Source organism: Neorhodopirellula pilleata, from assembly GCF_007859915.1.
GTDB classification, from domain to species: Bacteria; Planctomycetota; Planctomycetia; order Pirellulales; family Pirellulaceae; genus Rhodopirellula; species Rhodopirellula pilleata.
Genome location: NZ_SJPM01000001.1, coordinates 919,607 through 940,743 on the forward strand (window position 1 = coordinate 919,607; position 21,137 = coordinate 940,743).

A 21,137-nucleotide genomic window follows, 5' to 3' on the forward strand; every position below is an offset into this window, starting at 1 on the left:
ACCGTCCGGTTTGATTTTGGCCCGGTCGTGGTAATCTGTTGAATAAAACTAGGCTTTGAATCAATGCGTTTGGCGAGGCGGATCAGTGAGCAGTGACGAGGCCGACGAAGAACTCCCTCAAAAACCGCTGCCGAGATTCTCGATCCGCTGGATGATCGGTTTGGTAACGGTGGCTGCCGTCTTCTTTGCGATATGCCAAATCGCCGTTGGCGGGAATCGATGGGCTCAGGTATTCGTTTTGCTCGTCGGCATCGCCTTCGCCACCGTGATGTCTTACGCCGCCTTGTTCTTGTTCGGGATGGCTTGGGATTCGTTTTTCACCAATCGAGGTGTTGCCCGTCGTCCGACTGGCCGACGCGGACAGCCGACGCATCTTGTTGGCGAGACGACACCTCCAGAGAAGCGTTTGAACTCAGAAAAGATCGTCGTTTGGCTCGCGGCAATGCTTCTTGCCCTGTCTGGCTCGAAGTCCTTCGCGGATGTGAACTGGGTGGGAACCTATCCGACCGGCGGCAAAATGCTGGACTACACCATGCTAGTTGGCACGGAGAAACAGCCGGGCCAGGGCGGCTACCTCAACTTGCATCTGCAGTTCACGCCAACACGGCGTGTGTTCACGGCCGAGCACAATGTGACCGTGTTCGTTTCCAGCCACCATCACTACATGGCTCGGTTGGCGGCGACAACGTCGCAGTCTTTCAAGCTGGATCAATCGGGTGAGATTGTGACTCATCAAATGTTGATCCCGCATTTTACCGCGACGAACCAATTGCAAATCTGGGTCACCGAGGATGGACAAGAAGTCTCGGATCGGAAACTGACGGCTTACCTTAACGGCAACCAATTCACTTACGTCGCACAGCGATGGACGATCGGAATCGTCCATCGCGGGCTCAACGATCCACACTATCCGGACGTGCGCTCGTTAACGACAATCTTCGGAAAGAACGAAAATACACTGGCACCGATTCCGGAGGAAGACGACAAGTCGGTTCTGACGTGGAAGGAGAAAGCCGCCTTGGTTTCTCAAACGCAAGCGGCTTTTGTCCAATATCGCTCGCTCGAACAACCTCACTTGGCTGAGCATTGGTTAGCCTATAGCGACTTGGACTTGGTGATCGTCGAGGCATCACTTTGGTCTGAACTGAAGGAAAGCAATCCGTCGGTCGTCGATTCGTTGTCTCAGTTCGTAGCCGCCGGTGGCGTGCTGCTTCTCTTCGGAACCGATGCGGCCATTCTCGAAACGAAGGCTTCGTTTGGATCGCAAATCTTCGAGAAGCCATCGGGCCGCATCGTTCCCAAACCCGCCGACGTGATCGCAAGGTTGGACTTGAGCGGTCCGAATGACACTTCCCCACTTTCCGATCTGCAATGGAACGGATCGATTACTAAACAATCGCAGTACGGAAATAACCAATTTCGTACTCGAAAAGCGGTCTACGATGACTTGGTCAAGACGAACAGCGAAATGGTCGCAATCGTTCCTCCGGAGGAACTGGCTGACACGATCGAAACGGCGGTTTACGGCTTGGGAAAGATCTTACTGATTCATCAAGAGAACCCGTTCCCAGGATCGTTTCAGTTTTGGATGACGTTGGAAGCGGTATTATTGGAGAAGCCCCTCGCGACGCCATGGGTCCAACGACACGGTTTGCGATATGATCATGGCAATACCAACTATTGGCGGTGGTTGATTGATTCAGTGGGTGGACCGCCGGTGAAGGCGTTTCTGACGCTCAACACTCTGTTTGTCTTGATTGTCGGACCGATCGCTTACCTCGTCTTGCGAAAGTTCGATCGGATGTACTTTCTGTATTTTGGCGCGCCGGCCTTGGCTGTGTTCTTTACGAGTGGTCTGTTTGTTTACGCGTTCTTCTCCGATGGCCTGGGGACGAAATTGCGAACCCATCAATGGACTTGGGTGGACGCGGACAACCAAGTCGTCGTTTCTCAGGATCGTTCCAGCATCTACTCATCGTTCGGAACCGATGCGCTGCGGTTTGATCGACAATCGCTAGTTTTGCCCGTCTTGCCCCTTTGCGTGCAGGATTTTAGTCGCAATGGCAACATCGGGTTTCCGCCCAATGGTCGCGTACGATGGACCGATGAGGCTCAGTATTGGTCAGGCGATTTTTTGCCGACTCGGTCGCAAGTTCAATACCAAGTCATTCGCCCGGAAACGGGTACCCCATCACCGTTGAGTTTCGAACGGAAGTCCGACGCAGACCAAGTGCTCGTTCACAATCGTTCCCACTTGGCAATCGGACCACTTGTTTATCGGGATTCGAAATCCCGTTACCATTTCGTGGACCGCGTCGCCGCCGGCGCATCGATGGTCATGCAGCCGTCTTCGCAACAGGCCGTTGGCGATCTGATTAGCGACGACGAACTTCCGCCGGTAGGATTGGTACCCAACGTCCGCAGCAATTGGTCGCGGGCTTACAACCCGAATAATCCCGCCGACGATCGTCCGATGCTGGAGCGGCGTTTGGAGCGATGGATGAGGAGTTTGCCATCGAACGGCTTTGTTGGTCTTTCGGAAGTCGATCCTGCTCGGTTCCCCACCGAGTCATCCGAAGTATCGATCGCCACCCACATCATCATGGGGCTCGCCAAATGAGCGAAGACGCGGTCATCGAACTTCAAAACGTTTCACGATCGTTTGGGTCGACTCAGGCGGTGGATGATGTCTCCTTTAGCGTTCCGCGAGGTAGCGTGTTCGGATACATCGGCCCCAACGGCGCCGGCAAAACCACGAGCATGCGGATCTTGGCCACGTTGGAGATTCCGAGCGCGGGCGATGCCCGAATCGAAGGGCTTTCATCTGTAAACGATCCCGATCGTGTTCGGACGCGGCTCGGTTTCATGCCGGACGCGTTCGGAACCTACCGGAATACCAACTGCGCCGAGTACCTGGACTTTTACGCACGATCCCACGGACTCGTCGGCCGACAACGAACCGCCCGTATGAGATGGGTGATGGACTTTACGGGACTCCGACCGCTAGCGGACAAACCGATCCGAGGGCTGAGCAAAGGGATGCGACAGCGGCTGTGTTTGGGCCGCGCACTGATTCACGATCCGTCGGTTTTGATCTTAGACGAACCGGCAGCGGGACTCGATCCTCGCGCCCGAATCGAACTCCGCAAGATCATCCGCACGCTCGCGGCGGACGGCAAGACGATCTTGGTGAGCAGCCATATCCTGACCGAGTTGGCCGAGATGTGTGACCGCGTCGGCATCATCGAACAAGGCCGACTCCTGGCCACCGGATCGGTCGAAGAAATTCGCGGTGACGCGGCGACTCATCGCCATGTTTGCATCGAAGTCATTGGTTCAACGGAGGCTGCCGTTGACTGTTTGGAATCGAAAGACTTTGTCACGAAACTTCGTATCGAGGGTTGCCGGATACATGTCTCCATGACGGGTGACCGTGACACCCAAGCGGATGTGCTCAAGGAGTTGCTCGATGCCGGCGTCCGTATCTTGCAATACCGAAGCGATGATCAAACGTTGGAAGACGTCTTTTTGGCGGTGACGAAGGGACAGGTTCAATGAGACAAGAAGGCGAATCGATTCCAACACCATCGGGACCGATGCTCGGACCGACCGTAGAAATCCCGCATCACGCCTTGGCCCTCGATCCGGAGGGGGACGGCTTTCTCGATTGGATCGATCGCATCACATTTCGTGTGACCGATCGGCTCAATCCGATCTTAATCAAGGAAGCACGCGAGTCGCTCAAGAGCCTACAGTTCTTGGTGACGTTCTTTTTATTGTTGATTGCCACGATCCTGTGGACCATTTTGGGAATCGTTTTCAATGCGCCAGAGGTTTACTACTTGCCGACCGGTGGTGCGATGTTGGTCGGTTTCTATTTTGTGATGGCGGTACCGATCTTCGGTCTCGTCCCGCTAGCCGCGTATCGGTCGTTGTCCGGCGAGATCGACAATGACACCTTCGAACTGCTTTCGATCACCCAGCTCGCCAGCCGACAGATCATCCGTGGGAAGTTCGCCAGCGCCGTGCTGCAGATGTTGCTTTATTTCGCCGCCGTCGTTCCGAGTCTAGCGTTCACGTACCTGCTGCGCGGTATCGGACTAGCGGAAATCAGCATGGTGCTAGTCGCGGTACTGATGGCGGGTTTTTTCTTAAGTGCGTTCGCACTGATGATTGCTCCGCTGATGACAGGGTTTGTTGGGCAATCGTTCGCCATGGTGGGTTTGGTGGCGGTAATCGTATTCGTTCAGTTTATCGTCGCAATGATTTGTTTGGCGGGCATCATCGGCGAGAATCTCGCGGCGACCCGGGAAGCCTGGATGTTCACCGGATTGACGTCCTTGATGACGCTTACTTTTGTGGTGCTGTTTCTAAAAGCAGCGGCGGCGCAGATCGCACCGGTGACCGAGAACCGTAGTACCTCGATTCGATACTGGATGTTGTGTCAGCAAACGATGTGGATTGTCACCATCATCAGTGTCTCGATCTATTACGATGATTTCGAACCGATCAATTTCGGCAGTCTTGTCCTGGCCGCTTACTGGCTAGTAGCGGGAACGATTTTCTTGGTCGAACCCCGAGAACTGAGTCCTCGGGTTCGTCGTGATCTTCCCTCAACGTTTGCGACACGGGCGTTTTTGACTGCGTTTTCCCCGGGGCCGTCGAGCGGGTATTTGTTTGCCGTCTGCACGGGCAGCGTCGCGATCGTTGGGCTGAGCCTCTTTGGGACGTTCGCCAGGTCAACGAACGTCACGACCGAACCGATCTTGTTCGGATTGACCATGGTCGGTTATTTGGCTGGCTACCTTGGCATCGTGCGGTTGCTGACGCTGCCGTTCGCGATCCGATCGAAGTTGTCGCTGCCGCTTGCGTTGATTGTTCTGTTCTTCGTGTTGATCGGGACCGCATTTGCGCCCTCGGTCATTCACGTCGCGATCAACGGCGATTTGCCATCGCAGTACAACGATCTCGAGATCATCGACTGGGCTTGGACGGCCACCGCCGGTTTCGAGCGAAGCGGCATTCCCTTTCACTTATCGCTCATCGCAGCGATTGCGGGTGGGGTGATCACGATCGCCAACACCCTCGCGATGCGGGATCTGTACCAGTATCGAAAAGTCGCCGTTCCATCGCGAGTGATTTTGGACCGCAGTGGAAGTTAGCATCGCGTGAACATTAACTGCCGCATTATAAAAATGGCATAGGCTTCCAGCCTTTTATACCCACATCTTTTTTGACCCCCACGAGCTCGTCTCGTGGGTGAATAAGGTTGGCAAGCTAGACAACGACGCCCTCCCAACTTCGGCTTCCTGCCAGACGAGCTGGCAGGGGAGCAATCCATGAGGACTTGCGGGGTATAAAAAGGCTGGAAGCCCATGCCACTTATTGTTCCCGCGATGCTTAGTGGTTCGAATGCCTTCTGGTGTGGATGAAGCGAGGGCTATTTCCACCACCTACCATGTTGCGGAGACACGCTGTTTCGAAAGCGGCTACGAACACTGTTTAGATATCAGGGGCATCAATGGGGCAAAAAACAAGCACGATCGATCGGCAGATGGGCTCTTGCGTCGACTTGCGGCTAGTCGGTTGGGGCTCAATGTCGAGGAGTTAGCATCTGGATTCGAAGTCAGTTCCAAAACGATTCGTCGCGATCTGGAACGATTCCGTTCAGCCGGCTTTCCGCTCGGCGGTGTGCTCTGTTTCGACGAAGCGTTCGCCCTGGCCCTCTCAGTTACCGAAGGCATCGGCTGTGCGTTGAGTGATCGTTAGTTTCAATCCTTGTTGTTCTGGATTGGCTTCGAAGACCGCTCTGGAGCCGTAGAAGCAAGAAAAGGGGAAGGTGGTAGATATCCGAAACGACCCCGCTCCCCTTTTCTTCTCCCTGAACTCAAACGGTTCTTTGCCTTGCACGATTAACCAGGTCGTGTCAACGGCCAGGTCTTGGAATTCACTGGTCGAACCGTTCGGCCACGTGACCGTCACTTGATCGATCTGGTCGGAGCGTCCCAACCCCAAATGCAACACCCGCTCGTTGCTGCACATGTAGCCGTCGCCGGCAGTCAACGGGACCGTCCAGCTAGTTTCCTTACATCGCACACGCAGGCTGGAACCGATGGCATCCCGCGAGGCGATCGTCCCTTTCAGTTGAAACTTGACCCAATGATTGTCGTTTTCGGTTTGGTTCACCAGGATTGCCAGCGGCTCGGTCTGATGAGTCACGGCGACGTCGACGTGTCCATCACGGTTGACATCGCACAACCAGAGGGATCTGCCGACATGCGGGGTGTCGAAGTAACTGCCTGGCGACTGAATCTGCTCCGAAAAAGTGCCTGATTCATTCATGCAAAAAAGTTGCGGTGGCTGGGCATATTGCAGACTTGGATCGTCCGATGGTTTGTTGCCGTCCTTGACCGGCATCGCAATGTGTCCATTGCTGAGAACCAACTCGGGAAGCCCGTCACAATCAAAATCGACGGCCTGACTTCCGAAGCCGACCCAAGGAAGCGTTGGCTTGGCGAGTCCGCGCCGGCTGGATTGATCCTGCCACAATCCGGGAAGAATCTGTTGGTAGATTGTGCTCTGCTCATCCATGTAATTTGTCACAAACAAATCGGGTCGGTGGTCAAAATCGAAATCGGCTACCGCGATCCCCATCGATCCTTGAGGCTGCGACTGGCCGTCAATCGCAAGCCCGCTGACGATACCGAGGTCGGTGAACCCGGTTTCGGCCTCGGAGGATTTCGACCAAAAATGATTGTTGCTCATGTCATTGGCAACGTAGATGTCATTTCCCGGCATCTGATCGAGCGAACCCACCACAACGCCCAGACCACGGCCAAAGGTCCCGGGCGAAATATTCCATCGCTCGTTGTAAGGTTCCAACTTGCCTTCCGCGGATCCTCGCAAGACGATGTCCGCTGCTGCCGCAAAAACGAGGGGTGAGCAAACGGCGTTGACGTCACCACTGCGGCAACGACGTGTCAGGACGCTGGGGTCATCCGAATATTGCAGCGACACCACGTCGGCGAGAGAATCACCATCAATGTCGGCAATCGCCCCGCTGGTCGACCAGCCTGATGAAATCGTGTCGTCGACTTCGTGCCGTGCAAAGGTGCCGTCGCCATTGTTGATCAGAATGCAATTCGGCCCGAAGTTGAGTTGCAGGATATCGGGAAACCCGTCTTCGTTGAGGTCGCCGACCGCGATCCCTTGGCCGAAACTTTGATCGCCCACTTGAGCCTGATCCGTGACGTCCAAGAAGTGACCGTCGAGATTGCGAAACATTCGATTGGGCCGAGAGTCTTGTCGCGGCGGTGTGCCCCCGGCATCCGTGACATGCAGATCGATCCAACCGTCGAGATCAAAATCAATCGCGCCACCGCCGCATCCGAAGATCGTGTAGAACAATGCGTCCGGCGCATCCATCACCTCCGACGTTTTCCCGTGAAAGTTGACTCCGCGTGACGTCGCTTCGTCGCGTAGCAAAATCGAGGTTGATCTACCCGGCGACGGAATCGCCGCCTGCTTTTCTCGATCCGGTGAGTCCTTGCGTGCGATCACGTCGATCGATGGCGGAATGTCCAGTCGCATCGAGAATTCTTGCCGCCCGAGCGTGACTTGCCAGGGTGTCGACTTGGTCAGCTGCTTGACGATCGTGTTGCGCATTTGGCCGACACTTCCAGTCTCAGCCGGAAGCAGCGTGCCTGCTGCGGCCCAGGCCTCGGCCTCCCAGAGACGTCCCAATGTATCCAGCGTTTGCGCAACCGATTCGCAGGTTGCAGGCGACGTTTGCCCCTGCACGACAAACCGCCAGATTTCTTCCTCCAGCCGTGCCAGGTCTTCGGTTCGCTCGCGTACGGCAGAGCGAAACGCGCCGGTACCCCACTGCGGCGTCGCCTGTAGCGAGGTGGCTAGCTTCGCCCATGCCAAGTTGCTGTTGGGATCACGCCTCGCGGCTTCGGCATAGCATCGCAAAGCGTCTGGTTCGTTCCCCACATCGCGAGACCAATCACCAAGAGTCAACCAGTATTCACTCTGTGAGTCGATATTCGCTGGCAAGTGGGAGTGCCATGCCGCCAGCTGCTCGGTCGATCCGCTCACGGCGAGCACTCGCCCCAGCAGCAGCTGGGCCACGACAAAGTCTGGGTGTTTGGCGATGATGTTCCGAAGTTCTTGTTCGGAAAGCTCGTGTTGACCTGACTCAAAATTGGCTTTCGCAATCCCGAATCGGAGTCGCAAATCCTCTGGGCGACGCTTGGCCATCGCTTCGATCGTTTCCGGAACCAACGCTTGGCCAACCCAGCCCGACAGGTAAGTCAGCAACTGGAAATCGAACTTACGCTGTCGAATCAAATGCCGACCGTGCGGCACCGCCAAGTCGTGGCGGCCCATTTCGACGAGCACATTGAACAGCGTGCGACGTTGCTCATCGCGGTCTGGATACTGCGCTAATGCGGACTCGCTAAGTTCGACGGCATCGTAGAAGCGTCCAGATGAAACCAAGGCGATGAAAGCCTGGCTGACCAAGGCCGAGTCGGCAAATCCATCCTTACGCACCGCATCGAACATCAAGTCAGCGGATTGGTCCACACGGTCGTTGTGATACGCAACCTTGGCCAACAATGCCAACACGTCAGGCTGATCGTGATATTTTAACGCGATGGATTGCGAAGACTTGTCCGCTTGCTGCCAATCTTGGCGTTGGACTGCCGTGCGGAACGCCTGTAGTTCATCCGAGTTGCCGTCCGGCCTGATGTCACGTGAATCGTTCGATCCATGGCAACCCGCCAGCAGCATCCACAATGCGGCAATCAAACAGCTCACTCGTGAAGCAGAAACGCTTCGCGTGGGATCAGACTCGGGTTTCGGGTTTTGATAGCAGGGTTTTCTCAATTCGCTTGGCACGTTTCCGAACTACACTATTGGACTCAATCAGTTCCGTTGCCCATTTTACCATATCCGACGAACTGTCAGGATGCCCCAAGCCAAAACGCTCTGATAGTCCGGCAAGTGTTGCGGATGTGAAACGGCGACAGAGGTACGCCGCCACGTCGCCTCCACCCGCACCGCTTCGAAAACCAGAATACTCAGCAGGCGACACACCATACTTCTTCGCGGTGTTCTCGATGACATCATCAACAGTAATCACTGACGACCGGCGAGTTTGCCATTCAAATTTTTCGGCATCTTCATTTGCTGCTAATTGCATTACCCTACATAAGTTATCGCCGCGTTTCACGCGAGCCTGCGGCGATTTCGTCGTAGTGGAACTCGTCAAGAGTTTCGTTCGGTAAAAGCGGCGCGGTCTGAAAGTCTTGACGACTTCCGCTACATTTTGCGGCAAAACCGCCTTAAGAAGAAAGTCTTCACTGCCGTAAACCCAGTCTTTCAGGCGATTAACACTTGCGTCGGTTGGGCTGACTAAGCCAGCCTTCACATACTTTCGGTAAGCCGCATTAGGATCTTTTCCGCCATTGAGTCCTGACCCCACGCGAAGCGTTCACTATCCTGTTCGAGAAACATATTCCCTGCCCGAAGACATTGCACCCATTCCCCAGCGAACGATTTCGCGTTCGACTGGCGGCAAGAGCCGTATGAGTCAAGGTTCATGTACGGATCTGTGCGGAGGTGACTGGCGACGGTCGTCCCTACCGCGATCCTAACAAATCTCGGGGACTGGCCCCCGACCGCACACCAACGCCACGGAAAGGAATTCCAAATTTTTTTGGAATCTGTTATTGTCCAAAGTTAAGGGCTCATCCGACGCTCTAGAACGCGATACAATTCATTCCGGAGATCGGAGTGAGTTCGCACGAAGCCTCGCGGATAAGTTCTACAACCCGGCCTCTTTCATCTCTTTCTCGTACTGTGCCGGATCGACCCCTTCAGGAATACCGCTGGACGGTTCGACGGGCGGTTCCGTGACAGTCAATTCGGTCGAACCTCCACATCCAGTGTGCAACAAGCTAAACATTACCAAACCACAGACCAACAAAACGTTTCTAACTGACCACATAAGGGAAACTCCTGCGACGTTGAAGAATAAGAACTCCTTAAGAATGAGCGACGGCCAAACCGGTTGCAAGTAGCCTATCGCGGTACTAAGCTGAATTTAGTCTTGTTGTTTGTTTTTTTGTCCGTCCGAGTTCGATACTGATGATTGTGCGACGGTCGCTTATCGCGTTTTCGACACTGCTTCTGGCGGTTTTCATCTTTGCCGTGGCATGGCCTCGAGCTCGGATCGAACGCGTAAGACCCGATGTTCAACAACCAAGTGAAAGGCTCGCGCCGGGGTCAGGCTAGGTTTTCGGTTTTCAGCGGAGAACGATAACGAGGTCCGATACCGAATCGGGCAGGTGCCACTTACTGCACTGGAGTGAAACGTCGCTTCAACAGTCCACCGAAAGATGGCCTTTCTTATTGGCCGACAGGGAAGTCCGCCATCGCTTGCGGCACGAAGCCGCACGGGCGTTGGATCCAAGGGAAGACGCAGGCGACGCACGCGAAGTGGGTCGCTGCTGTTGTCGGCTGGAGGCCGCCAGTGGGGAGTAGATCACTGGACGACGGCGACAGGGCATCGCCGCATGACGTAGCCCGGCGACACGATGCCGCCCGGCTAACACGACTGGGAAGGCCAGCGGGCACACAGCAAGATAAGGGGAAGGGGGTAGATATCAGAAACGACTCCGCTCCGCTTTTCTTTTCCGCTCCCCCTTTTCTTCTTCCGACGGAGGACCGTCGAGCCACGTTGCTGACACCCTAAAGTGAAATGTGGATGAAACGATAGCGCCATCGGCTCACAAAAACTGACGAACGCACTTAATCAACACGCCGCCAGCCTGATCGGGCTCGTCTTGCGGCCGAGTTGGTGATTTGGGTAGCCTGCGAACGGTCTGAATCTGAATTTCTCGCACGTTTTGCACGGATGCCATCGTGTTGCCACAATCTTCTTCGCCTCGCGTTTCCGCGCCATCGCCTGAATTTTCGGCGAAAACGCGACGGTCGGCGATGCCGATGCTCGAGTGCGTCCGCGTCATTCGCGACACGATGATCGCCGAATCTGACGCGATCCGCTCGGCCTGCGATGAGGCGTCCACCGCTGCGGTCGAAGCCGCTCAGCGGATCGCGGACTGCCGGGGCAGCGTCGTGTTGACCGGCGTCGGCAAGGCGGGATGGATCGCACAAAAACTCGTCGCGACGTTAGCCAGCACCGGTTCGCCGGCCCATTTCCTGCACCCCAGCGAAGCGATTCACGGCGATTTGGGGCGGGTTCGCGGGGATGACTTGGTGATCGCGTTTTCCAATTCCGGACGCAGCGAAGAAGTCGTCCGCGTGTGCGGTTATCTTCAAAAACAAGCGGCCGGATTGATCGCCGTGACCGCCACGACCGACAATCCACTAGCCGATCTCGCCGATCACGTCGTGCCGATCGGACGGCATGTCGAAGCCTGCCCCAACGGGCTAGCTCCGACGACCAGTACCACGGTGATGCTCGCTCTGGGCGATGCGATCGCCATGCTCGCCTCGAAACTGAGAGGCTTTGCCGCCGATGATTTCGCCAAGTTTCACCCCGGTGGCGCGCTCGGTCGCAAGCTCGCCAGCGTCGACGATGTGATGCGACCGCACAGCCAATGCCGGCTGGCAAACGACACCGTATCGATTCGTGAGGCGATCGCCAGCCGATCCCTCGAACGCCGCAGCGGCGCGGTCATGTTAATCAACGATCGAGGGCAACTTTCGGGGATATTCACCGATAGCGACTTGGTCAAACTGTTGCAACGACGCGAAGAGTTCAGCCTCGATCGACCGATCGGCGAAGCGATGACCCGCAGCCCGGTGTGCGTTCGCAGCGGCCAGACCCTCGGCCAAGCCGTCGCGATCCTATCCCAACGACGCATCAGCGAACTGCCCGTCATCGACGATCAAGCATGCCCGATCGGGATGATCGACATTACCGACCTGATCGCGGCCGGAGACGTTCGTCCGGACCTGATGACCAAGTCGAATCAAACCGATTCATCTGCGGTCGTGAGACTGTTTCCCGAATCGACACGATCGACTCCCAACACGCATTCGAAAGATCCATCGTGAGTTCGCCAACGCCGGAAGTCCCCCGCATGCCGACCGCCGACCGTTTGCGATCGGACTTGGATTGGGCGTCGCAAATCCGCTGCATCTTGACCGATGTCGATGGCGTCTTGACCGACGGACGCATTCAATACGCCGCCGATGCGGGACGAGTCTGTCATGAATTGAAATCGTTTCACGTCCGCGACGGCTTGGGGATCAAACTTTGGATGATGGGCGGATTTCACTTCGGCATCATCACTGCGAGGCAAAGCAAGCTGGTCGCCCATCGCGCGAAAGAACTTGGCATCCAACATCTTGTCCAAGCGGCCGGTAACAAATGGATGGCCGCCCAAACCATGATGAAAGCCATGGGAGTCTCCGCCGAACAGGTCGCTTACATCGGCGACGACTTACCGGACTTGTGCGTGATGCGAAAAGTCGGCTTGGCGATCGCGCCAGATGACGCCGCGACCGATGCCCGCGAGGCCGCCCACTGGACGACCTCTTCCCTCGGCGGACAAGGCGTCGTTCGCGAAGTCATCGAGCGATTAATGCGGGGCGGCCAAACATGGCATCAACGCGTCGCCGAATTGGAAGCTGATCCAGTAACGCCGCAATCGTCTTCGGAAGGAGACTAATGGGCGGATCGTTTCGCGATTATTTGATGGGGCTGAGTGTCCTCGTTCTGATCATGGGCGGATACCAAATGACCGTGGCTCGATGGCTCGAGCCGCCTACGGTCGATCGCGCCCCGATCCCTAAACGTGTGCTTCAAGACAACGATGAAACGTTAGTCGATCTATACCCAGACGACGCTTGGCAGCGTGGTCGTTCGATTCGATTGAAGACCCAAGACGGAATGCTGCTGTTTCAGAATTGGGAGCAAGACACCGAGGATCGCGCCGGCGGAAAGAAATGGCGACTGTGGCCGATCACGATGGTCATCGGTCGCGGCTTGCAGGCCGACGGATCTGAACAGCCGATCGTGATCGAAGCCGCCCAAGGTGCCGTCATCGAGTTTAGTGACTCGCTCGATGTGATGAGCGGCGTCGCACCCACGATTCAACGCGGCCAATTGATGGGCGAAGTTCATATCCGACGGATCAATGCCCGGGTTAAAGAAAACATTCAAGATGGTTCCGCTTATCAAGTCGACCCGTCCGCCGCAGGTGATCAAGACCAAACGCTTGATATTCGAACGGCGAACGTCGGGATCGATCGTCGCAAAATTTGGACGACCGAGGCGATTCACATGCAAGTCGGCCGGGCGACGATGGTCGGACGCGACTTGACGTTGCACTTGGCAAGTTCAGCGGGCGGCACCTCTAGCCAATCAAACATCTCCCGATCGCTCGACCGCATGGAGCTGATCTATTTGCGTGACCTGACGCTGCCGCTGGGCGACGCGAATGACCCTGCCGGGACGGATCAAGGGCTCGTTCAAATTCGTTGCGATGGTCGGATCGAGTATGACTTTGCGATGGACCAGTTGTTGCTCGATCGGAAGGTTCGCTTGGTACGAACAACCAACGAAGCGCTCGCCATGTCCGCGTCGATGCATCCCGGTTCCACCCCGATCGATCCGACGGAATCCGATCCGACACAAGACCGGTTTGAATGTGAACTGTTGCGTTTGACCCTGCGAGATCCGCTGAATTCCCATCGAACTCGAGAAACCGCGATGGACTGGATCGATCGGATCGAAGCGACCGGAAACCCGGTGCGTCTTTCGATGCCGACGCAAGGTTTCCAATTATCGGCCAGTCAGGTTCAATTCGATCCGATGGAAGGTTGGTTGATTGCCGAACCGATGCGAACGCCGGGGCAAACATTAGGTCAATCGCCGACTCAACGTTCCGACTCCGGCGATGCGATCCGTATTCAACACGGTGATTTGATCGCGATGTTGTCGCGGATCGTTTATCGTTTCAACCCGAAAACGCCCAAACAACTCGGTACCGTCGAAGTCGTCGGCCGCGGTGACCTGCAATACCAGTCGGAAGCATCGGTCTTGAAATCATTTCGATGGCGAGACAGCTTGCGAATCTCCCCCTTGGACGTCGCCACGCCCGATGCGATGGACGTGCGGTTCGGCGTTTGGTGTGACGGCGCGATCGAAGCGACGTTGTCCGACGGAGGCACGTTCACAACAGATCGGATCGAAGGTGTTCTCAAGCCCGTCACCGACGACCAAAAAACTGCGTTGGGTCAAAACAATCAACCGGGCTCGAGTATCAACCACCAATGGTTCCCCGATCGGTTCGCGGCGATCGGCCACGTTCAAGTTACCTCGCCGACGCTGGTAGCCAGTACCGAGCAAATGAATTTGTTCTTCGAACAGAAGGTGCTGCATCCAGGCACTGCGGTCGCGACCGAATCGGATTCGTCGATCCGTCAATGGGTCAGCCAACCCGGTACCTCCGGTTCACCCAGTACCTTTGGTTCCAACCCATCGGGCGAAACGATATCGTCGGACGTTCGACCGCCCGCGACAATACGAGGCGATGAGGTCACGGCAAAATTAACCTTCGGCGATCGAGCCCTCACGGCAACCGACCTCAGTGTGATCGGACGCGTCGAAGTCACTCATCCGCTCGAATTGAAACAGTCGGCGTCATCGCAGAAAGACGGACGTCCATCAAGCCTGCTGGCGGTGTTGACCGGCGATCACTTGCGAGTCCGCGACGGTGGCGGAAGTGACGTATTGCAATTAGGCAGCAGCTCAGGTGTGCCCGCAAGACTACAAATGGGCGATGGCTACTTCATCGGACCCGAGATCCAGGTACGTCCCGACGACAACTATGTTTGGATTCCGTCGGCCGGTGAGTTCGTCTTGCCGAGTCAATTCCTGCCGCCGCTGAACCGTCTGTCGGGTAGCTCCGACGCAATGGCTGGTCCAGGCGATATCGACTCGGCCCGATGGACTCGCAGTCCGCGATGTCGTTTCGGCGGTTCGATGACGTTCGATGGTCAAGTCGCAACGCTCGATGGCGGAGTCGATTTGGAAGCCGCCATTGTGACGAACGATCAACCTGCCGAAATCCTCGCTCGTGGTGACGAGCTGAAATTCATCTTGGAAACACCCGTTGAACTGAGAACGCCCGCCACGTTCCAAACCACTCGGCTGAAACAGATTTCGCTGCTGCAAACCGGGGCTCAACCCGTCCAAGTCCGCGTCGATCAGTTCACCGCCGACGGGATTCGAGAATCGCGTCACGAACTCGCCGTCGCCAGCCTGAACTGGATCCCGGCTCAAACCCCAACAACCTCGCCGGTCGATCAAGAAAAACTCGCCGGCCAACTCGTTGCGCCCGGCCCGGGGTCGTACCGAGGCTGGATCCGCGGCGTCAAGAAAGACGACCAAGCATCATCGACTCGCGATACCGCCAACAGTGAGATGGCATCGATCGACGTTCCCGGAATGATCGAAGACGCGACCAACAAGCCACAGACCAACCCCGAGGAGATCATCATCAATGGCGTGCATCTCGTTTTCCAAGAGGCGATGCGAGGTGACTTGCTCGCCAAATCACTCACGTTCACCAGAGGCGTGCGGATCGCCCGACGAATCGTTGCTGATTTTAGTGAGACTTTCGAAGCGTCCGACTTGGATCAACTCGGACTGGATGATCTGACGCTCGATTGCGATCAAGTTCGGTTGTCGATCGATCCAGCGGTAACCTCGCCAACCCCAAAGTTTGCGATCCCCGGTCGTCGAGCCTCCCGTCAACCGCCCTCGCTCGAACTCGAAGCCTCCAGCGGCGTTGTCTTCCGCAGCCGAACCGACCGTGGACTTTCCGAAGCCACCGCCGATCGGTGCAGTTACGCGGTCGCCAAAGACTTAGTCACCATCCAAGGCATCCCAGGACGCCCGGCACGTTTTCAGCAAACCGATCCGTTCGGAAAACCCGTCATCAACGTAGCCATTCGCACAATGACGTTGCGGCTGAAACCGTTCGAGCTGCTCTCGTCGCAAATCGAAAGCATCAATGCCGACTTCGCATCCGGAGCCGACGATCGCAATCGCAAATGACACGAAGGTTGATTCGCAACATGACGCGTGAGTTTTAAAGTTGCGATTTTTTCGTAACCCACTGCGTAAGCGAGGGATCATTGGTATCGACTCATCCCTCGCTTACGCAGCGGGTTACGATTTAATCAACTGCCCGCTAGCACCGGGACTAACGCCCATCGGCCAATTGTTGTTATTTGGTATACGACCAAATCAAGACGCCGGCGAGTTCTGATTTTGCAGAGAGTGCCACCCACAAGCGATTTCTTCAAACATACAGCACGCTGAGACGCAGAGGACCAGAGAACTAAATGAGGCAAGTCGAACACAAGGTTCTGCGGCCCTCTGCGTCTCGGCGAACTCTGCGTTCAATCTTCAGCACGGATAATTGAACGCCCCACTGACTTGCTATCGCGTCGCCATGATTTGGATCATGCTATCGTGACTCGCAAACGATCTGAAACACACGGATTTCTACTGAAGGTTCACCGAATTGTCTTCCAATCCACCCCCGTATTACTCAGTCTTTGACCTCTTCAAGATCGGCATCGGGCCGTCGAGTTCCCATTCGGTCGGGCCGATGCGGGCTGCGGAAATGTTCCTCAAGGAACTTAAGCAACGCGGCCAGTCCGAAACCGTCTCGCGCGTTCGCGTTGATCTGTATGGATCGCTGGCCTTGACCGGGATTGGGCACGCGACCGACGTGGCCGTGATCATGGGATTGTGCGGTGAAGTGCCCGATCAAATCGATCCTGATTCGATCGCCGAGAAGCTATCAACGATCCGCGAGACCGAGCAACTCCCGTTGGCGGGCAACCGCCCGATCGTATTCAACGAAGATCACGATTTGATTTTCAATCGCAGAATCGTACTGGACGCACATCCCAATGGCATCCGTTTCCAAGCGTTCGTTGACCGTGAGACCGAGACGCCGGTTCACGAATCGACGTATGCGTCGATCGGTGGCGGGTTTGTGGTTCGGGTCGAGGCCGCGAACGACCAGGAGTCGGTCACGCCACCTGCCACCGCTATCAACGTCGAAGTTCCGTATCCATTCTCGTCAGCACGCGAACTGCTGGAACTCACCCAACTTCATCAAATCTCAATCTGGGAACTCGCTTTCGAGAACGAAAAATCGTTCCGTTGCGAACAAGAGATTCAGACCGGTCTTCGGAAGATTTGGGAAACGATGCAGGCGTGCGTGACTCGCGGATGCCAGAACGAAGGCATCCTTCCGGGCGGATTGAACGTCCAACGACGGGCTCCGGCACTGTTTCGAACGCTCAGCAAGAATGCCGAGTCGATTGTTCGCGATCCGATGTCCATCCTCGACTGGGTCGACCTATACGCCTTGGCAGTCAACGAAGAGAACGCAGCGGGCGGTCGAGTCGTAACGGCACCGACCAACGGTGCGGCGGGAATCATCCCTGCTGTGTTGCACTACCTTGATCGTTTTTGCCATGCCGTTACGCCGACAACCATTGATCATTTCTTGTTAACCGCATCGGCGATCGGATCACTGTATAAACGAAACGCGTCGATCTCCGGTGCAGAGGTCGGTTGCCAGGGAGAAGTCGGCGTGGCATGCTCGATGGCGGCAGGAGCCTTGACGGAGGCCTTGGGTGGCACGCCCTACCAGGTCGAAGAGGCCGCAGAAATTGGCATGGAACACAACCTCGGATTGACTTGCGATCCGATAAAGGGCTTGGTACAGATCCCCTGCATCGAACGCAACGCGATGGGAGCGGTCAAGGCGATCAATGCCAGTCGCCTCGCCCTGCGGGGAACGGGCCAGCATCACGTCTCGCTCGACCGGGTGATTCGCGTGATGAAACGAACCGGTGCCGACATGTCCACGCGATACAAAGAAACGTCGCGAGGCGGCTTGGCGGTGAACCTGAGCGAATGTTAGGCTCTCGTTAAAACCCTATCCGAAAAGGGGTCTGACCCTCTCCGGCTACACCTGAAAAGTGACGACTATCGACTCGCCTCCAAAGGGTCAGACCCCTTTTCGGATAGGCTTGAAAAAAGGAAACCATGTTCTTTGCGAGTGACAATTGGTCCGGCGCGGCCGACGAAGTGATGCAATCGCTGACGCGTCATGCGAGCGGTTTTGCACCGGCGTACGGGACCAGCGACTTGGACTTGAGTTTGGAACGGCGATTCAACGAACTATTCGAACGAGAAGTCGCTGTTTTCTTCGTCGGCACCGGAACGGCGGCCAATTCGCTAGCACTGTCAGCGGTCAACCGGCCCGGCGGTTTTGTGTTGTGTCATCGCGAATCGCATCTGATCCAAGACGAGGCGGGAGCACCCGAGTTCTTCACCAGCGGTGCCCGCTTGTCGCCGCTCGACGGCCCGTTGGGAAAGATCAATCCGGCGGAACTGGCCAGAGTGCTTGATCGTTTCGATCCGACGTTCGTTCACCGTGGACAACCGATGGCGGTGTCTTTGACTCAATCGACCGAGGTCGGTTCGTTGTACTCGCTCGACGAGATCGCCGAGCTTGCTTCGCTGGCCAAGAACGCAGGACTGCCCGTTCACATGGACGGTGCCCGGTTCGCCAACGCGTTGGTCAGTTTGGGCGTTTCACCAGCCGACATGACATGGAAAGCGGGCGTGGATGTGTTGTCGTTCGGTGGCACCAAGAACGGTTGTTGGTGCGCCGAAGCGGTTGTGTTCTTTGATCCCGCGCGGGCGAAGCAACTACCATACATCCGCAAGCGAGCGGCACAGTTGTTCTCCAAAACAAGATTCATTGCTGCGCAGTTCCATGCTTATTTGGATGATGACCTGTGGCTGCGATTGGCGACCCATGCGAACACGATGGCAGCTCACCTGGAGGCTGGTATTGTCGATCGTCCGAACATGCAATTGGCTTGGCCACGCCAAGCTAATGAGTTGTTCGTTCAAATGGCAAAGAGTGAAGCAAAACGTTTGAGCGACGCGGGTGTGAAGTTCTACGCATGGCCGATCCCGGCGGATTATGAAGGTCGTCTGCCGGACGGGTACGGTCTGTATCGCTTCGTCACGTCGTTTGCAACGACCCAAGCGGAGATCGACCAATTGGTCGGACTGATTGAATCGTAACCCGAAGCGTGAGCGAGGGATAATTGATATTGAATCATCCCTCGCTTACGCAGCTCTTTATCCTACACATCTTTTTGACCCCCACGAGCTCGTCTCGTGGGTGAATAAGGTTTGCAAGCTACACACCGACGCCCTCCCAATCTTACGAGTTTAACTTGTGCTCGCCGCTTCCAGCGGCGAGCACAAGTTAAACTCGGAAGATTGGGAAAACTGCTGCTTGTGTCTAGCTTGCCAACCTCGGCTTCCTGCCAGGCGAGCTGGCAGGGGAGCAATATATGAGGACTTGTGGGGCATAAAAAGCTTACGCAGCGGGTTACGATGCAGACAACAAGAACACGTCAATAGACGTCGCGATGGTATCGCCCGTCCTTGGTCAGTTCCTTGAGGTACGCGGCGGCTTCCTCGTCGCTTAATCCGCCCTGCTCGGCGATCACGTCCTGCAGCGCGCGATCAACGTCTTTGGCCATTCGTGTTGCGTCCCCGCAAACGTAGAACACACCTCCTTCGCACAGCCATTGCCAAAGTTCGGCGGCGTTCTCTCTCATGCGATCTTGCACGTATACTTTCACATCACCGTCGCGGCTGAACGCGGTATCGAATCGTGTCAACAAGCCTTCGGATTGATAGTGTTTCAGTTCCTCTTCATAAAGAAAATCGAACGCTTCGTGCTGGTCGCCGAAAAACAACCAATTCTTCCCGTGAGCTTGGGTCGCGGCGCGTTCTTGTAGGAAAGCGATGAAGGGCGCGATTCCGGTTCCGGGGCCGACCATGATCATGGGCGTCTGCGGGTCGGCCGGAACGGTAAAACCGGCATGGTTGGGTTGAATGAACACGCGGATCGTTTCGCCACACGCGATACGATCGGCGAGCATCGTGCTGGCGACGCCTTTGCGGACACGTCCCTCGCGTTCATAGACGACTTTCCCGACGGTTAGATGCACTTGATTGCCGACTTGTTTCATACTGCTGGCGATCGAATAGAGCCGTGGGTTAAGTGGCTCAAGGGTCTCGATCACTTCGGTCGCTGTAACGGTCGCACCACGAGCGACTTCGAAAACATCGAGCACGTCGAAACCATCTGGGACTCCTTCGTCGAGCATCGTTTGCAGTGTGGCCTTGGCGACGTCGTCGGAGATGCGTTGCATCAGTAGTTCGATCAACTCATCGGAGGGATCCTTCAAACAGCAGTCTTCGCACAACGCCTGCAGTAGTGGCTTGTCGTTGCCGGCCGGCGTTGTCACCTTGACTTGTGAATCGGCGGCCATCGCATCGATCAGCTTCGCGGCCAGATCACCACAATTGGACGGATAGATGCCCAGTGCATCGCCGACTTGGTAGTTCAATCCGGAACCAGATAGATCGATCACGACGTGACGAGTGTCTTTGGCGGATCCCTCCTGATTGAGCTTACGTGATTCGATGAGTTTGGCGGTGAACGGGTTTTGCCGAGACCACTGGGCCGCTTTTCCGTTGGTGGCCGCCCCACTTGTTGGCATGCCGTTGGTTGCCTTGCCGTTGGCTGATCCGTTGGAAGCCGTGCCGTCCTCGGATGCCTCCGCAAGAATCTTCTTGATCATCTGCTTGGTTTCTTTGCCACCAGGGCTGCACAGAGTCAAGTTCTTTTCATCGCCGTTGGCGATCGCTTCGCTGTAACTTTCGCAGAGGTAGCCGCATGATCCACAATCAAGCTGGGCCATCGCCGCCATCAGCTTGCGTTTGATGGGTCGACCCTCGGCGAGTTCCATGCGATCGACGATAGGTAACGACGCATCATGCCACGGAAAGTCTTCCTCTTCTTGCTTCTCTTGCTGAGCGGTATCGACCTCGCCTACGGCAGTCATCCCGATCGCCAATGCGGTGGAAGGATCTCCGGATTGCATTCCGGTCAGGCCGGCAAAGAATCCGTTCAGCCAGGCGCGTTGTTCGTCATTGAATGGGGCCGTTTCGGGCAGGAAGCTCGTCATGG

The 21,137-nt window shown here is 56.2% G+C and carries 13 protein-coding genes; 9 read left to right on the forward strand and 4 right to left on the reverse strand.

Annotated features, from left to right (window positions below):
• Window positions 1-55 precede the first annotated feature (55 nt).
• The 4 genes from Pla100_RS03120 (at window position 56) to Pla100_RS32365 (ending at window position 5,769) form a co-directional block, all read left to right on the forward strand.
• On the forward strand, window positions 56-2,620 hold the full coding sequence (locus Pla100_RS03120) for a hypothetical protein (protein WP_146576177.1): 2,565 nt from the start codon (window positions 56-58) through the stop codon (window positions 2,618-2,620).
• Complete coding sequence (locus Pla100_RS03125; protein ID WP_146576178.1) at window positions 2,617-3,558, forward strand: ABC transporter ATP-binding protein; 942 nt, start codon at window positions 2,617-2,619, stop codon at window positions 3,556-3,558. Before Pla100_RS03120 ends, Pla100_RS03125 begins: the two co-directional genes overlap by 4 nt.
• The gene (locus Pla100_RS03130) at window positions 3,555-5,162 is read left to right on the forward strand and encodes an ABC transporter permease (RefSeq protein ID WP_146576179.1); all 1,608 of its coding nucleotides are present in this window, start codon (window positions 3,555-3,557) and stop codon (window positions 5,160-5,162) included. The genes Pla100_RS03125 and Pla100_RS03130 overlap by 4 nt, the downstream gene beginning before the upstream one ends.
• 250 nt (window positions 5,163-5,412) lie before the next feature.
• On the forward strand, window positions 5,413-5,769 hold the full coding sequence (locus Pla100_RS32365; protein ID WP_146576180.1) for a DeoR family transcriptional regulator: 357 nt from the start codon (window positions 5,413-5,415) through the stop codon (window positions 5,767-5,769).
• Here the strand turns inward: Pla100_RS32365 and Pla100_RS03140 are convergent.
• From Pla100_RS03140 to Pla100_RS03150, 3 genes are all read right to left on the reverse strand, one after another.
• The gene (locus tag Pla100_RS03140; protein ID WP_146576181.1) at window positions 5,728-8,814 is read right to left on the reverse strand and encodes an FG-GAP-like repeat-containing protein; all 3,087 of its coding nucleotides are present in this window, start codon (window positions 8,812-8,814) and stop codon (window positions 5,728-5,730) included. The genes Pla100_RS32365 and Pla100_RS03140 overlap by 42 nt on opposite strands.
• A 37-nt stretch (window positions 8,815-8,851) precedes the next feature.
• Window positions 8,852-9,490, reverse strand: a complete 639-nt coding sequence (locus tag Pla100_RS03145; protein WP_146576182.1) for a hypothetical protein — start codon at window positions 9,488-9,490, stop codon at window positions 8,852-8,854.
• A gap of 342 nt (window positions 9,491-9,832) precedes the next feature.
• Window positions 9,833-10,015, reverse strand: a complete 183-nt coding sequence (locus tag Pla100_RS03150) for a hypothetical protein (RefSeq protein WP_146576183.1) — start codon at window positions 10,013-10,015, stop codon at window positions 9,833-9,835.
• A 917-nt stretch (window positions 10,016-10,932) separates the two neighbouring features.
• On the opposite strand from Pla100_RS03150, the gene Pla100_RS03155 reads away from it, so the two are divergent.
• The 5 genes from Pla100_RS03155 (at window position 10,933) to Pla100_RS03175 (ending at window position 19,171) form a co-directional block, all read left to right on the forward strand.
• A complete protein-coding gene (locus Pla100_RS03155) occupies window positions 10,933-12,090 on the forward strand; it encodes a KpsF/GutQ family sugar-phosphate isomerase (protein ID WP_231602613.1) in 1,158 nt (385 codons plus the stop codon).
• On the forward strand, window positions 12,087-12,707 hold the full coding sequence (locus tag Pla100_RS03160) for a KdsC family phosphatase (protein WP_231602614.1): 621 nt from the start codon (window positions 12,087-12,089) through the stop codon (window positions 12,705-12,707). The genes Pla100_RS03155 and Pla100_RS03160 overlap by 4 nt, the downstream gene beginning before the upstream one ends.
• Window positions 12,707-16,102 carry a hypothetical protein gene (locus Pla100_RS03165; RefSeq protein ID WP_146576184.1) on the forward strand — a complete coding sequence of 1,132 codons (3,396 nt, stop codon included), beginning with the start codon at window positions 12,707-12,709 and terminating at the stop codon, window positions 16,100-16,102. Before Pla100_RS03160 ends, Pla100_RS03165 begins: the two co-directional genes overlap by 1 nt.
• 472 nt (window positions 16,103-16,574) lie before the next feature.
• Entirely contained in the window at window positions 16,575-17,993 is a 1,419-nt protein-coding gene (locus Pla100_RS03170) for an L-serine ammonia-lyase (protein WP_146576185.1), read from the forward strand.
• 125 nt (window positions 17,994-18,118) lie between these two features.
• Complete coding sequence (locus Pla100_RS03175) at window positions 18,119-19,171, forward strand: threonine aldolase family protein (protein ID WP_146576186.1); 1,053 nt, start codon at window positions 18,119-18,121, stop codon at window positions 19,169-19,171.
• Window positions 19,172-19,509: 338 nt separating this feature from the next.
• Here Pla100_RS03175 and Pla100_RS03180 read toward each other — a convergent pair whose 3' ends face one another.
• Window positions 19,510-21,135, reverse strand: coding sequence for a sulfite reductase subunit alpha (locus Pla100_RS03180; RefSeq protein WP_146576187.1), 1,626 nt, complete (start codon window positions 21,133-21,135; stop codon window positions 19,510-19,512).
• Between the last annotated feature and the right edge of the window lie 2 nt (window positions 21,136-21,137).